General features: G+C 58.5%; 10 protein-coding genes and 4 pseudogenes. 13 read left to right on the forward strand and 1 reads right to left on the reverse strand.

The features are described 5' to 3' along the window. Positions 1-4: 4 nt before the first annotated feature. On the reverse strand, positions 5-1,291 hold the full coding sequence (locus L6639_RS38155) for an NAD(P)/FAD-dependent oxidoreductase (protein ID WP_128929774.1): 1,287 nt from the start codon (positions 1,289-1,291) through the stop codon (positions 5-7). 247 nt (positions 1,292-1,538) lie between these two features. On the opposite strand from L6639_RS38155, the pseudogene L6639_RS38160 reads away from it, so the two are divergent. The 13 genes and pseudogenes from L6639_RS38160 to L6639_RS38220 all read left to right on the forward strand — a co-directional run. Then, a pseudogene (locus L6639_RS38160) lies at positions 1,539-2,654 on the forward strand (DDE-type integrase/transposase/recombinase); the annotation flags it as partial. Positions 2,655-2,758: 104 nt separating this feature from the next. After that, positions 2,759-3,124, forward strand: coding sequence for a hypothetical protein (locus L6639_RS38165; RefSeq protein WP_128929773.1), 366 nt, complete (start codon positions 2,759-2,761; stop codon positions 3,122-3,124). A 176-nt stretch (positions 3,125-3,300) separates the two neighbouring features. Further along, entirely contained in the window at positions 3,301-4,314 is a 1,014-nt protein-coding gene (locus L6639_RS38170; protein WP_128955099.1) for a sterol desaturase family protein, read from the forward strand. Positions 4,315-4,408: 94 nt separating this feature from the next. Then, positions 4,409-5,500: a substrate-binding domain-containing protein gene (locus tag L6639_RS38175; RefSeq protein WP_128929771.1), complete on the forward strand. Its 1,092-nt coding sequence runs from the start codon at positions 4,409-4,411 to the stop codon at positions 5,498-5,500. A 38-nt stretch (positions 5,501-5,538) separates the two neighbouring features. After that, positions 5,539-7,077 carry a sugar ABC transporter ATP-binding protein gene (locus L6639_RS38180; protein WP_164934141.1) on the forward strand — a complete coding sequence of 513 codons (1,539 nt, stop codon included), beginning with the start codon at positions 5,539-5,541 and terminating at the stop codon, positions 7,075-7,077. A 110-nt stretch (positions 7,078-7,187) separates the two neighbouring features. Further along, complete coding sequence (locus L6639_RS38185) at positions 7,188-8,108, forward strand: ABC transporter permease (protein ID WP_245478061.1); 921 nt, start codon at positions 7,188-7,190, stop codon at positions 8,106-8,108. 13 nt (positions 8,109-8,121) lie between these two features. After that, positions 8,122-8,363 (forward strand): annotated as a pseudogene (locus tag L6639_RS38190) (hypothetical protein); the annotation flags it as partial. A 563-nt stretch (positions 8,364-8,926) separates the two neighbouring features. Beyond that, positions 8,927-10,222: pseudogene (locus L6639_RS38195) on the forward strand (extracellular solute-binding protein). Between the two features lie 85 nt (positions 10,223-10,307). Continuing rightward, positions 10,308-11,243, forward strand: a complete 936-nt coding sequence (locus tag L6639_RS38200) for a carbohydrate ABC transporter permease (protein WP_232995606.1) — start codon at positions 10,308-10,310, stop codon at positions 11,241-11,243. A 110-nt stretch (positions 11,244-11,353) separates the two neighbouring features. Beyond that, entirely contained in the window at positions 11,354-12,115 is a 762-nt protein-coding gene (locus tag L6639_RS38205; protein WP_237866557.1) for a carbohydrate ABC transporter permease, read from the forward strand. Beyond that, positions 12,112-13,053, forward strand: a complete 942-nt coding sequence (locus L6639_RS38210; protein WP_128929766.1) for a ribokinase — start codon at positions 12,112-12,114, stop codon at positions 13,051-13,053. The genes L6639_RS38205 and L6639_RS38210 overlap by 4 nt, the downstream gene beginning before the upstream one ends. A gap of 136 nt (positions 13,054-13,189) precedes the next feature. After that, positions 13,190-13,822 (forward strand): annotated as a pseudogene (locus L6639_RS38215) (SDR family NAD(P)-dependent oxidoreductase); the annotation flags it as partial. After that, on the forward strand, positions 13,815-14,138 hold the full coding sequence (locus tag L6639_RS38220) for an HAD family hydrolase (RefSeq protein ID WP_430648592.1): 324 nt from the start codon (positions 13,815-13,817) through the stop codon (positions 14,136-14,138). The pseudogene L6639_RS38215 and the gene L6639_RS38220, both read left to right, overlap by 8 nt. Positions 14,139-14,339: the final 201 nt, after the last annotated feature.

Here is a 14,339-nt window from a genome sequence, read left to right on the forward strand (position 1 = left end):
GTGTCTACCTTCGAACTGCTGAGAGAGCGGCTTCATGCGTTGAGTGGGCGTTGACGGCATCTGACTGCAAGAGCTTTCTCAAATCGTAGCTTGGGTCCTGCAGGACGGAAGGCGACGGGCGAAGGCGCCTCTCAATTATCGAGGTCGCGACTCGGACGATCTTTGCTACTTGCGATAGGCTACCGAACGCCGCCGTGGCCTCTAGAACGCCAAATCTGTCTAGGAGAAACGTTACTATACCCCCATCGTCTAAACTACGATTTACCTCGACCTGCGATTTGTTCGGAATGCCAGCAACTTGGAATACTTTGTCGAATTGATCAGACCACATCCATGGAACTGCCCTATAGGAAACCTTTCGTCCCAAAATGTTCAACGCGGCAGTGCCCCCCTGGTCCAGCGCATTCTTCCATGCCTCCAATCGTATCGTGTCTTTACCCGTCGACGCCGGATATCTTGCTGCGTCTCCGGCGGCGAAGATCCGAGAGTCTGCAGTTTGGAGGTATTCATTGACGAGAATGCCGTCGTCAGTGGCAAGGCCAGCCTTCTGCGCCAATTCAACGTCGGGATCCGCGCCAACAGCAACCAGAACTGTGTCGGCTACGAATTCCTGTCCTGATCTGAGTCGCACGCCCTCGACCATGTCGCAACCAATGATCGCCTCCACGTCCGCTCCGAGGAAAACCTTGGTGCCGTTGGAACGATGCAGTTCTAAGATTCTATCGGACGTCGAGATCGGCATCACGCGAGACAGCAGAGCGGGTGCCTTTTCCAAAACTGTTGTGTCAACACCTCTTGCCCGGGCAGACGCCGCGACTTCCAATCCGATCAGTCCTCCGCCGATAACGACAAGCCTTCGTGCCGGCATCAATCTCTCTCGGAGAACGGCGGATTGATCCAACGACCGCAGCGCGATCACTCCCTTCGAGCCGACGCCAGGCAACTGCGGAAAACGCGGTTTTGCTCCTGTCGCGAGCAGGAGGTAGTCATACCGAAAACGATCTCCTCCAGCGAGTGTAACGCTCTGTGCGTCCCGGTCGATTGCTTCCGCTCTGACCCCAGAGCGGAAAAGGATTCCGTTCTGGTCAAGCCAACCTGGGGCAAGAGCCGCTACGCCGCTGAAGCTCTCCTCTTGAGTAAGGACTGACTTGGACAGAGGCGGACGCTCATAAGGGGCGGACCGTTCCTCCGTTAGGAGTACAATCTCGTCGGACCACCCATGCTCCCGTAGTGCGCGAGCTGCACTCGTCCCAGCATGTCCAGCACCAACTATGACAATTCTTCGAGCCATCACATCAAGTCCGAACTGTGCGAGCTTGGAGGTTAGTCGCCGACATCTGATTTAGGCTATTCTGAACCTGATGTTTTTCCATCATGTTTACGATTCGTAGACTCGCTCGTGTGCGGGGCGCCCCGAGTCGGCGGCCTGCCGGCGTAGGATCAACGCCATGTAGTGTGGCGTGTTCGCCGTCAGCGCCTCTGAGACCAGGACTTCACGAAGGAGGATTTCTGGTTCATCGTTGCCGTACGGAGCGAAGTTGAAGCAGAAATCCGGGCCGGACAAAGCCCCGGCAGAACAAGTGCTGAAGGACAACCGACGCCAGGCACCTCGGCAGTATTCAGCGGAAAAGAATATCCGTATCGTGTTGGAAGGATTTGCGCGACGAGGAGAATATCTCCGAGCTGTGTGGCCTCGATGTATTATGGCCGGTCCAAGGAGTTCCTTGAGGCTGGCAAACGCCGCCTTGGGGGGCGACACTGCCCGCTCAGCCACGTCCGGCGAGGTCAAGGATCTTCGTCGTGAAGCCTCCGAATTGAAGGAGGTGGTCGCCGATCGTACCCTGGAGAACCGCTTACAAAAAAGAGTTGAGCGCGGCTGGGGAGGACGAGGCATGAGGTATCCTGCGTTCGCGAAGGCCGAGATCATCGCGCTGGTCGAGCAATCACCATCTGCGTGCCAGACGCACGCTCGAGAAGCTCGGCATCCCGCGAGCCGCATTTTATCGGTGGTACGATCGCTACCGTGCGGTTGGCGTTGAGGTACTGGCTGAGTATCGCTCGAAGTCGGACATGGTCTGGAATCGGGTTCCTGACGAAGTCCGCGGTCAGATCATCGATCTGGCGCTGGAGATTCCCGAGCTGTCGCCGCGCGAGCTGGCGGTGCGCTTCACCGATGACAGAAAGTACTTAGTCTCCGAGGCGCTGGGTCTATCGGCTGCTGAAGGCGCACGACCTGATCACCAGCCCCGCCTATGAGGTGATCAAGACGGCCAACGAGTTCAAGGACAAGACCACGGCGATCAACCAGCTCTGTCAGACTGACTTCGCCTACCTCAAGATCACCGGCTGGGGCTGGTATTATCTGTTCACTGTGCTCGCTGACTTCTCGCGTTATATCGTGGCGTTGAGGATGAGCCCAACCATGTGCGCCTCCGACGTTACGGCCACGCTCGACCGGGCGCTTGTCGCCTCAGGCCTGGAGTACATCAATATAAAGCAGCGGTCACGGCTTCTCAGCGACAACGGATCAAGTTACGTCGCGGATGATCTGGCCACCTGGCTCAAGGGCAAGGACATACGGCCTGTGCGCGGTGCGCCAATCATCGCCAGACCCAGGGCACTGGCATCAGACCTTGAAGAACCGCATCTTGCTGAGCGCATCAAGCGCGAGACCATCGCAATCCGTCGCTTGCGGCATCGACTGCAGGCAGCTTAACCTCTAGCCCAAGATGATCCGGAGCCTCCCTTCTCGAAATGCATGAGCGGTCTCAAATTATCTGACGACGGACACAACGCGAACATTGCGGCGCCGTGGTCGAAGTTGGCGAAGAGTTCGGCCGCGGCGGTGAAGGTCGTGTGGTCCGTTGTGAGCAAGACGCCAAAGTTCGTCGCCGGTGGCGCAGCCCTCAGCGTACAACGGTTCGCTGCTAATAACGCGAGCGACCGGTTCGCGGCGAAGTCGTTCACCTCGAAGTGGCGCCCGGCGCAATCCGTTGTGGCCGCTCAGATGCTGCATCGCGGTTCGAAAGGCAGTGATGTCTGGTGTACCGGTGTTTCGATAGCGAGCACGCTAAGTTGCATCAGTTGCCGATCTGCAATCTATACTCTCGACCGCTATACGTAGCGTGCAGGGGAGCAAACGAGCCGTACAATGACGAGCGTTTAGCGGCCGTGGCGACAATGCAGTAAGCCGTAGCTCGACATTTTGATGGATTTCAATCAACCTAACCATCGAGCCATCCAACGCTCTGCCATATACTGAAGAAAATATAGGGGTGGATTGCGCGCCAGGAGGAAGCGATGATGGAGGAAACTAAATTCGGCCGTCGCGACGAGTTTGGTCACTACGCGCCTAAGGAGCTCATCAGTTATGGGCCGTTGTTCACGTTGCCTCCGAAACCTATGGCGGTGATAAAGTGGTTGCCAGGGTACTTTTTGCCTTGGAACCTGCTGCTTATCGTGTTCGGGATCGGTTATTGGCTCTTTCTTGCGCCGTCTCTTGAACAAATGAAGACACTCGAGATCGGCTGGGTACTTTATCTCGTTCTCCTCAACTATGCCATCGTCGTCCTTTGGTATGGCGCCTGGCACTCTTGGCTCTACGTTTTGCGACGGCAGGAGACGCGCTTTAAGTACAACCCGCGTTGGCCCACGGCCAGAGCTACTGTTTTCGTCTTCGGCAAACAGGCTTTGGACAATATTTTCTGGACGATAACGAGCGGCGTTCCGGTCTTTACAGCATATCAGGTCGCGGCGTTTTATCTTTATGCCAACGGCTACGTGCCTCTCATCACCTTGTCAGACAACCCAATATGGTTCATCGTCCTGCTGTTACTCGTCCCATTCATTCATGAGGTCCACTTTTACGCGGTTCACCGCCTGCTTCATACTCGTCTCCTCTACAAGTACGTTCATTCATTGCACCACAATAATACGAACGTGCTTCCCTGGTCGGGATTAGCGATGCACCCGGTCGAACACATCCTGTATTTTTCTGTCATCGTGTTGATCGCTGTCTTCAATTCACATCCAATACATATGCTTGCCATGGTGATGCGCGCGGGCCTCGCTCCAGCAATTGCCCATACCGGTTTCGATCGAACCGAGCTGGGGGGCGAGCGCACCGTCCCATCTGGAGTCTACGCTCATTATCTTCACCACAAGCTTTTCGAGGTGAATTACGCTGATGGGGCGGTCCCACTAGACAAGTGGTTTGGCAGCTTTCACGACGGCAGCCCTGAAGCCGATGAGCGTCTAAAGCTTCGTATGGAACGGCGTGCTGAAGCTTATGCCAAGAAGGACGCTCGAGCCTGACTGGGTGCTCAACGTACCCTAGAATCCTATTGAAGAACTCAAGCCGCACGGAGAACTCCGCGGCCAAGCACCACGTCAGCAAAGGGGAAACGTTATGATTGTGGCAAGGATTGTTCGTCGCGCATTTCTCGCAGGCGTCGCGGGGATCGCCCTTACAAGTGTAGCGTTCGCAGACGGGCCCACTCCGATTCGAGTTAAGTCGGACGCGCACGCCGAGGTACCGCAAAAGTTTAAGAATCACGCGGTTAAGATCGCGGTTGTCCGCCAGCTCAACACTGGCGACGTGTATCAGGAGTGGATTGCCGGCGTTGAGGCTGAAGCGAAGAAGCTCGGCGTCAAGCTGACGGTCTACAACGCCGACGGCGACAATGCGAAGCAGGCGCTGATGCTGCAGCAGGCCGTAGCCACTCAGCCGGATGCCATCGTCATTGGTTGGGGATTTGGTGATAGTCTGCGCGACGGCATCAAGGCGGCCGCTGACGCCAATATTCCTGTCGTGACCTACTACGTTTCGGTCGAGCCGTCGGACAAGGTCATCACCGTTGATCAGGGCGACAAGCTGATGATGACCGGCATCCTTGGTGCTCTGAAGGCCCATATCGGCGGCGACGGTGCAAAGGCTGACGTCATCTATGTCTATGTGCCAGGCTATCAGGCGCTCGATCTGCGCAACGAAGTCTGGAAGGAATTCTTGAGGGCCAACCCTGGCGTCAATACGGTAGCGACGATCGGCGTCGTCAACGCCAACACTGCCGCCCAGACGGCCGATCAGGCCAAGGCAGCGCTGACTGCCCATCCAAACGTCAAGGCGATTGTCGCGCCGTATGATGAGTTCACCAAAGGCGCATCGCTAGCGATCAGCGAACTCGGTCTGGCGGACAAGGTTAAGACCTATGGCATGGACATCTCAACTGCCGACATCGCGGTAATGACGAAGCCACACAGTCCTTGGGTGGTCACGGCTACCACCAACCAGTCCAATGTCGGCTCGGTCGTACTGCGGGTGGCCGCGGCCAGGATTGCCGGCGACCTCATCGGCAACACGCTGAGCGTGCCGCCGCTGGTTATCACTCAGGAAGAGCTGCGCACGAACAAAGTCGAGAACATCGAACAGCTTGGTGCGGTCTTTCCGGATCTGAAGACGCCGGACGTGGCGAAGGCCCCTTGGATGGATAAGATGAAATGAATCGGTCCACGCAGGAAAGCCTCGCTGGAGGTTGCCCTATGTCCGAGCGAACGAGAGCCCTCGTCGAGTTCCGCAACATCACCAAGCGCTTCGGTGCCACGCAAGCGCTAAAGGGTGTGAGCTTCTCGATTATGCCGGGCGAGACGCTGGGTCTGCTCGGTGCCAACGGCGCCGGCAAGTCCACGCTCATCAAAGTGCTCTCCGGCAATTTCCTGCGCACGTCCGGCGAAATCCTGATCGAGGGCGAGCGGACCGAAATCCGCTCGCCGACCGAAGCGCGTGACTGCGGCATCGCGACCGTTCACCAGAACATCGACGATGCCGTGGTGTTCGGCATGACAGTGGCAGAAAATTTGCTGCTCGACGATCTCTCGACCGCCGACTCGCCCTTCTTTCTCAACCGCCGCAGCGTCATGGACCGCGCGCAGCAGGTGCAGCAGAAGTTGGGCCTCAAGCTACCGCTGGAAGCTCCGGTGGAGGAACTGTCAGCGAGCGGTCGGCAGGAGGTGGCGATCGCGCGCGCCCTAGTGAAGAACCCTAAGCTGTTGATCCTCGACGAGCCGACTTCGACGCTGTCGGCGCGTGAAGCGGAAAAATTGTTCGAGGCGGTGGCGGACCTCAAGCGGCGCGGTATCGCGGTGCTTTACGTCTCGCACCGCATGAGCGAGAGCCAGCAACTATGCAACCGCGCAGTCGTTTTGCGCAATGGTCAGATCGTTTCCGAGCACCAGTCACCGCTCGATACGAATGCGATAGCGACATCAATTCTCGGCGATCTGATCTTGTCGGCGAAACATGTCATCCGCCGCTCGGACCAGGTGCCGGTGTTTGTCGGACGCGGCTTGCGTGTGCGGCCCGATGCGGTGCCCGTCGACCTGACGTTCCGCAAGGGCGAGGTGATCGGTATCACCGGGCTCGTTGGCGCCGGGAAGACCGAGCTTCTGGAACAGATTTACGGTGCTATGCCGCTGGTTTCGGGCAAGATGCTGCTCAACGATCGGCCCTTCAAGCCGCGCGACGCAGCCGATGCGCTGACGAGGGGCGTGGCGATGGTGCCGGAGGAGCGCGCGAAGCAATCGATCTTCCCTGGCGAGGGCCTGGCGAAGCATTGCTCGATCGGCGCAATGGGATTCTTCAGCCGCTATGGCTTCATCGACCTACATAAAGAAGTGGCATTCACCCAGGATATCATCCGTGACTACAACGTCAAGTGTCCCGGCTGGGATGCCCCCATCGAGGCGCTGTCGGGAGGCAATCAGCAGAAGCTGTTAGTCGGCCGCTGGCTCAAGCACGGCTGGTCACTTCTAATTCTTGACGAACCGTTCCGGGGAATCGACATCGGAGCGCGCGGCATCATCTCGGACGCGCTGCGGGCTTTCTCGGAGTACAACTCGGTCGTAGTCTCGTCGTCGGACCCTGAGGAAGTGGTGGAGGTCGCCGACCGCGTACTCATTATGGTCGAAGGAGCGATCGCGGGCGAAGTTATGGCGGATGCGCTCAGCTCCGAAGAGCTTTCTGAAATCATGAGCCGGACCGGTGCAGCTCGGCAAGGCGTAAGTGGGGGCACCCTTCAATGACAATCCAAAACTCGCTCGCGCAGCCGGCCGAGCCTGGATCCACCCGCGGCAGCGCGGAAAAGCTGAAAGTCTTCATCTACCGCTACGGGCTTTTGGCCGTTCTGGTGCTGATGATTCTGTTCTTCTCCTGGCAGCAGCCGTTCTTCCGCACGTTCGCCAATGCAATGTTTATCCTGCAAGCGGCCTCGGTGGTCGCGGTGATCGGGCTTGGCGCCACGGTTTCGATGACGGTCGGCGGATTCGACCTGTCCGTAGGAGCGTCGATGTCGCTTGCGGTGATGGCAGCAACCGCGGCGATGGTGATCGGCGACCTCGGTGGCGCCCCAGCGATTCTGATCGCCGTGGCGGCGGGCGTCGCGGTCGGCCTATTCAACACTTTTCTCATTGTCTACGCCCGCATCCCCGATCTGGTGGCAACGCTCTCCGGCTTGTTCCTCATCAACGGGTTGACCTTGCTCGGCGTCTCGGGCCAGTCGATCGCGGAGGGTATGTCGTTCAACGGCAATGTCGCTCCGGGCAAGTTCTCGCCGCTATTCGGCTGGCTAGGTGGTGGGCGGCTGTTCGGTATCCCAGCGTCAGTCGTGGTCGCAGGTCTGATATTCATCGTCGTCATTGTGCTGCTCAATTACACGCGGTGGGGGCGGGCCTTCTACGCCGTTGGGGGCAATCCGATCGCAGCCGCGGCGGCCGGCATCCGCGTGGCGCGTTATCGCATGGCGGCATACCTGATCTCCGGCGCGTTGGCAGCAATCGCCGGAGTCATGTTAGCGGCCCGCTCCAACCGGGGCGACGTCAATGTGGGCGACGCGTACTTGCTGCAGGCCGTGTCCGCCGCGCTCGTGGGATATGCCGTGCTTGGCGCCAACAAAGCGAATGCCGTCGGTACGCTGGTTGGCGCGGTCTTCGTCGCCACACTAATCAACGGACTGACAATGTTCAATTTCCCGTACTACGCGCAAAGCTTCGTTCAGGGAGTGCTGCTCGTGGTCGCGTTGCTGATGAGTTACACGCTTGGCCCACGCCGCCGTTGAACTTAGTTCTTGGTCGGCGATCTTGTGCGCGGTTGACGAACAAGGAGCTGTTACGCAAGAGATCTCCTCCAATATCCAGGAGGCACACACGGGGCCCGCCGAGTGGCTTCGAGCATAGCCGACGTGAAGCGCCGCGCAACGGAGACCGGCTCGGCTTCGAGTTAACTGCTCACCTACGCGCAGATGCTGTCCAACGACAGCGCGCGGCTGAAGACAGAGGTCCGGAGATTCCTGATGACGGTTCTTGCAGCTTAAAGCCGTCTCGGCGCATTCGGAGGAACGGTACGGAAGACGGAAAACCGTGTGAAGTACTGCAGTGGAGGATTGAAACCTTTGCCCTATCGCGCACTCGAGAACGGTCATTGTGAACCTCGCTAACCGGCGCGTGCACAAGAGATTTCGGAGCCGCCACATCCCAGGACAATCGACTGTCGTTTGACTGCCGAAGCTACGAGGCGTCAGCGTCATAAGTTTGCTAATTGATCCTTGAGGATGACTGCTGCCAGTCCAGCAAATTGGTAGACAACGTGGCTTGAGTACGCCTGACGCGATCCGCGGATCACTTTCTGAACTACCGATTGTTCGACGTTACCCAATCTTACCCAAAGAGAGTTCGGAAAACCGCTTACGACGGAACAGCGGGCGCTAGCCTTGCCGACACTGCGGCCTCTCGAAGAGGAGGGGGCACGAGGTTTACGGGCCAAAGAGCTCACCGGAGGGGAATCATGCCAAGGAAGTACGCTGCTTGTCCGGACCGTTCAGCAAATTTTGCTAGGAAAGCTACCCTTATCTGCTCCACGCTTTTGGCCGGAACGGCCATGGCGCTTACCCACGCCAAGGCAGACGACATCAATTGGCGCCAGTTCGAAGGCGAGTCGATCGTCTGGGCCTCCGATATTCATCCATATGCCGATGCGGTTGCAGCCCAGCTGCCGGAATTCGAGAAGCTTACCGGCATCAAGGTGACGCCGGAGCTTTATCCGGACGATGCGTATTGGAATAAGTTGACGATCCAGCTCAGCACCAAATCACCAAGCTGGGACGTTGTCGGTACGGGCATTCAACCGGCTTGGGATCTTGCGCCCGGTCAATTGCTTGAGCCCCTCGACCGCTATCTGAACGATCCGAAACTTACGGCGGCCGGCTACGATTACAAGGATTTCTTCCCAGCACTACGAGATGCGCTGACTTGGAAGGTCAAGGAAGGCCAGATCGAGCCGGGAAGCGGGCAGGTGTGGGCCATTCCGCATGGCTTCGAGAATATCCAACTGTTCTAACGGAAGGACATCCTCGACAAGTATGGCATCAAGGTCCCTACGACCCCGCCGGAGATGTCCGCGGCATGCGAAAAGCTGAAGGCTGCCGATCCGACGATTACGCCCCTTGGCGTCCGCGGTGTGCGGTTCTGGAGCAGCATCCACACGGCCGCAATCTCGATCGCCAGGTCCTACGGGGTGCACGATTTCACCGTCAAGGACGGTAAGCTCGACACCGGCCTCGACTCACCCGAGTCGATCGCTTTCCACAAGGACTATGTGGACATGATCAAGAAGTGCGCGGCGCCCTCCTTTGCTAACGACAATTGGTACCAGGTGGTCGAAGGCATCAATTCCGGCCGCACAGCCATGGCGATCGATTCCAACATGTTTGGCTTTTGGAACGACGTTGCCGGCAAGCCAGCCTCAGGCAAAATAGCATTTGCGCCGCCCTTGCGTGCTCCGAATGCCAAAAACTTCGAATCCAACATCTGGATCTGGTCTTTGGCGATGAATGCGGCATCGCAAAAGAAGGGAGCTGCGTGGCTCTTCATCCAATGGGCGACTTCGAAGCAAGTGAAGCTCAACGGTGCCGTGGCCGGCAAGCTCGTCAACTCTCCGCGCACCTCGACCTGGACTGACAAGGCATGGCTCGAATACGCGGCAAAGCCTGAATTCAACAACTTTGTCGACACGTTCAAGAGCGTGCAGGACCGGGCAAAGCTGGCCTTTACAGCTCGCGTCGGCTTTGCCGAAGCAATGAATGCCTGGGCCGTTGCCATGCAGAAAATGGTCAACGGAGCTGACGTGAAGGCGACATTGACAGACCTCGCGGCCGAAATCCGATCGACCATGTGAAGTGCCGAGGGGGCGGCGGCGACCCGCTGCCCCTTCTTGCAATTAGAGATGTAGTCATATGGAACTTCGAGGATACGACGCAATCGTGACGCTGCAGTCTTCGGCCAGCCAACTTGCCTCCTCACAGGATCGGCGGATCAAGAGCGCTGAGGAGCCGCGTCTTGACTGGTGGAGCATTGCAGCAATTGCGCCAGCCATCGTCATACTTGTAGGATTTCTGCTTCTGTTCTTCTACGGCGTCTATCAGTCGTTGACTGACCTCAGGTTCGGTCGCCCCTTGGTCCACTTCATCGGCCTCAACAATTACGCGGCGCTGATTAAGACAGAGGATTTCTGGAATAGCATTCGCGCGACGCTGGTCTACTCTGGATCCGCCGTCCTTGCCGAGGCAGCCTTCGGTCTCGCGCTTGCCAAGCTGTTCGCGACCGAAGTCTTCCTGGCCCGCGTGATGCGGCCGGTCATTCTCCTGCCCCTCGTCCTACCCCCGATGAGCGTAGCGCTCATGTGGACGACCATGATGGACCCACAAAACGGGATCATGAATTATCTGTTGTCGCTTGTCGGGATCGGCCGATTTGCCTGGATCTCAGATCCCGTGACCGCAATGTTCTCCCTGGTCCTGATCGACGTATGGACCTACACGCCCTTCTTCGCACTCATCATCTTCGCCGGCCTTCAGGGCATCAATGAAGAGGTGAGAGAAGCCGCGCGCGTTAACGGTGCGAAGGGCTTGGCGACCTTTCTGCACATCGAGCAGCCTCTGATTGCTCCCTACATTCTGATCGCGGCGGTGTTTCGGCTGATCGAGTCTCTCAACCAGTTCGACATCATCTTCGGGACAACCCAAGGCGGGCCCGGCAACAGCACTTCGGTTCTTTCGGTACGTGCCTACATCACCGCGTTCCAGAATCTCGCTTTTGGGCGTGGCGCCGCACTGATGGTGGTCAATTGGCTGATCGTGCTAGTCGGGACGTTCGCCATGGTCAAGCTCTGGCGCTTTGTTCGCCAGCGCGTCAGCTGAAGAGGCCGCGCATGCGCGTCAATCGTTCGACTCCCGCCAATCTGATCCTCAACCTGCTCGTGGGCGTTTGCGCATTTATCCTAGCTTTTCCGCTTATCTGGATATTGATGATGTCGCTGAAGCAGCAGGCCGAAGTCATGACCTGGCCACCGACCTTTCTGTTCTCGCCGACCCTGGAGAATTTTCGCGTGCTGTTTGATGTCGCCCAGGCGGGGGCGACCAGCTATGGCACCATCAAAGTCGATTTCTTGACGCCGATCACCAACAGCGTCGTCATAGCGCTGGGCTCGGTCATCGTGTCTCTGCTCGTGGGCGTGCCGGCCGGCTACGTGCTGGCGCGGCGCGACATACCTCTCAAAGAGGACATTGCGTTCTTCATTCTTGGATTCCGCTTTGCCCCGGTTCTCCTGGTCGTCATCCCGCTCTTCAGCGTATTCCAGACCATCGGGCTATATGACACCTATCTCGGCATGATCTGGGTCTACCAGGTGGTCACACTGCCGATGATCGTCTGGCTGAGCCGCTCCTACATCGAGGACATCCCCAAGGACATCGAGGAGGCGGCTGCCATGGACGGCGCCAAACCCGTTCGCGTCGTGCTGCACATCGTGCTGCCACTGTTGAAGCCAGGACTGATCGGAGCCTCATTGCTCATCTTCCTGCTCGCCTGGCACAATTTTGCCCTCGGTCTAATGCTGAGCTCGACCAAGGCGCCGGTGACGGTCGCTCTGCTCAAGCTTCTCAATCCGGGCGTGCAGTTCTATCCCGTCATGGCGGCCGGGCTCGTCGTGACGATGATCATTCCCGTCATCCTGATCGTCATTGGCCAGCGTCACCTCGAACGCGGCCTCACCTTCGGTGCCGTAAAATGAACACCCGGCCATTGATGTTCTTCGGAACGACGAATCTCGATCTCTGCTTCAACGTCGAGCGACTGCCGACTCCAGGTGAAAGCCTGATGGGCGGCTTGACCCGTTACCCCGGAGGCAAGGGCGCCAATCAGGCCGTTGCTGCCGCCCGGCTTGGCCTCAAGCCACATTTCTACACGCGTCTCGGCGATGACGATGCCGGCCACTGGCTGTTGCAGTCCCTGATGCAGGCCGGCGTTCGCGCAGATGCCATTCAGATCTCTGCGGGCGAGGTCTCCGGTTCAGCCCTGGTCATGGTCGGCGACGACGGCTCGAACATGATCGTCATAGACCCTGGCACGAATTTGAACGTGACACCCGAGATGATCGAGCGCGCGGCCGAGTTCATCGCGCGCGATGCAATCGTTGTTGCGGAAATGGGGATGCCGATCTCGGCCCTTAATCGGCTCTTCGAGATGAAGGCGGACAAGGGTTTTGAACTCATCTTCAAGCCGGCGCCGGTCAGGCCCGGGCTTTCACCGGCCGCGTGGGCAAGCGTTGACTTCGTCACGCCGAACCAGACGGAAGCCTTTGAGCTCACAGGGATCGAAGTCCTCGACTTCCACACAGCCGCGGGCGCGGCCTTAAAGCTTCTCGATCTCGGTCCAGCTGCCGCCCTAATCACCTTGGGCGCGCAGGGCGCTTACTATGCCGACAAGAAGCAATCTTTTTCTCTGCGCGCCTTCCCGGTGAAGGTCGTGGATACCACGGCCGCAGGGGATGCTTTCAATGGCGCCTTCGCCGCTTCATTGGCTGAGAGCCTGCCCTTGAGGGAAGCCGTACGAAGGGCGCTCGCGGTGGCAGCCCTGTGCGTGACGCGCCGCGGTGCTCAAAGCTCGATGCCGAGCCGCGAGGCGGTTGGCGAATTTCTGCAATCACAAACGATCCTGGAGTTGGAATGACTGAACAGTTCTCAGTTTCGGATAGAACGGTGCTCGTAACCGGAGCCGGTGGAGGCATCGGGTCGGCCATTGTTTCAATGCATTCCGGGCGGGAGGGGCGAATGTCCTTGCCACCGATGCTAATCTCGCAAACCTCAGGGAGACCTTGGCTGGCCTGCCCCATGGCAACGGCGTACTGCCAATGGCGATGGATGTCGCGCGGGAGGACGATGTCGCAAGGGTGCTAGATGAGATTGCCAGACGTTTCGGCCGGCTCGATGTGCTGGTGAATAACGCCGGCATCAAGTCTGCCGAGCCGCTCCTGAACGGCAATTCGGAAAAGATCGAGCGCACGATCCAGATCAACTCAGTCGCTGTCCTGCGCTCCTCCAAACTGGTGGTCGACCGGTTCATGAAGGCGAAAGGTGGCCGTATCGTCAACGTCGGCTCCTCGCTGTCCTCGCAAGGTGCAGTCTTCAACTATCAGGCTGGCGGCGCCGACTACTGCTTGTCCAAGGCGATCGTCCACGATCTCACCAAGCTGCTCGCCTACGAATGCGCGCCGCTCAAGATCAATGTCAACGCAATCGCCCCTGGCATTATCGACACGCCCATGCACGGGCGTCCCCGGGAGGAGACCGAAGCCCGCCATAGTGGCCGGATCCCGCTGGGACGCGTGGGTCTACCGGAGAATATCGCGGGTCTTGCTGTCTTTCTCGCAAGCCCCGCGGCCTCATATATGACCGGGCAGATTCTTCACGTGAACGGCGGGATGCTGATGAATGGCTAATACCGCCCCGGCCCATAACTGGCCGCAAGTCAAAGGTATCATTTCGGATCTCGATGGCGTGGTTTATCGCGGCAACGCGGCGATACCAGATGCTATCCAGACATTTGGAGCTTGGCAGACGGCAGGATTGCCGTTCTGCTTCGTGACTAACAATTCCACCCATACCCCCGAAGATGTCTCCGCAAACTTGCGAGTTTCGGGCTTGTCGTCACGCCGAAAGACGTTGTCACGAGCGCCATCACTGCCGCCGAGCTCATTCGCGCGACATACAAGGATGCAACGCGCGTATTCGTCGTGGGCGCGCCATCGCTGGTGAAGGCCATCACCGAAGCGGGGCTCGATGTGACCGATCGCGAACCCGATGCCGTGGTCATGGGCCTCGATCGCTAGATAACGCATGAGAAGCTGCGGATTGCGGTCGAAGCGATCCTGAACGGTGCCGCATTCGTCGGCACCAACCCCGATCTCCTCCTGCCGACCGCAGGCGGTTTCGAACCTGGAGCAGGAGCAACGATCA

Origin of the sequence: Bradyrhizobium zhengyangense (genome assembly GCF_022012555.1) — a bacterium.
Lineage (GTDB): Bacteria > Pseudomonadota > Alphaproteobacteria > Rhizobiales > Xanthobacteraceae > Bradyrhizobium > Bradyrhizobium zhengyangense.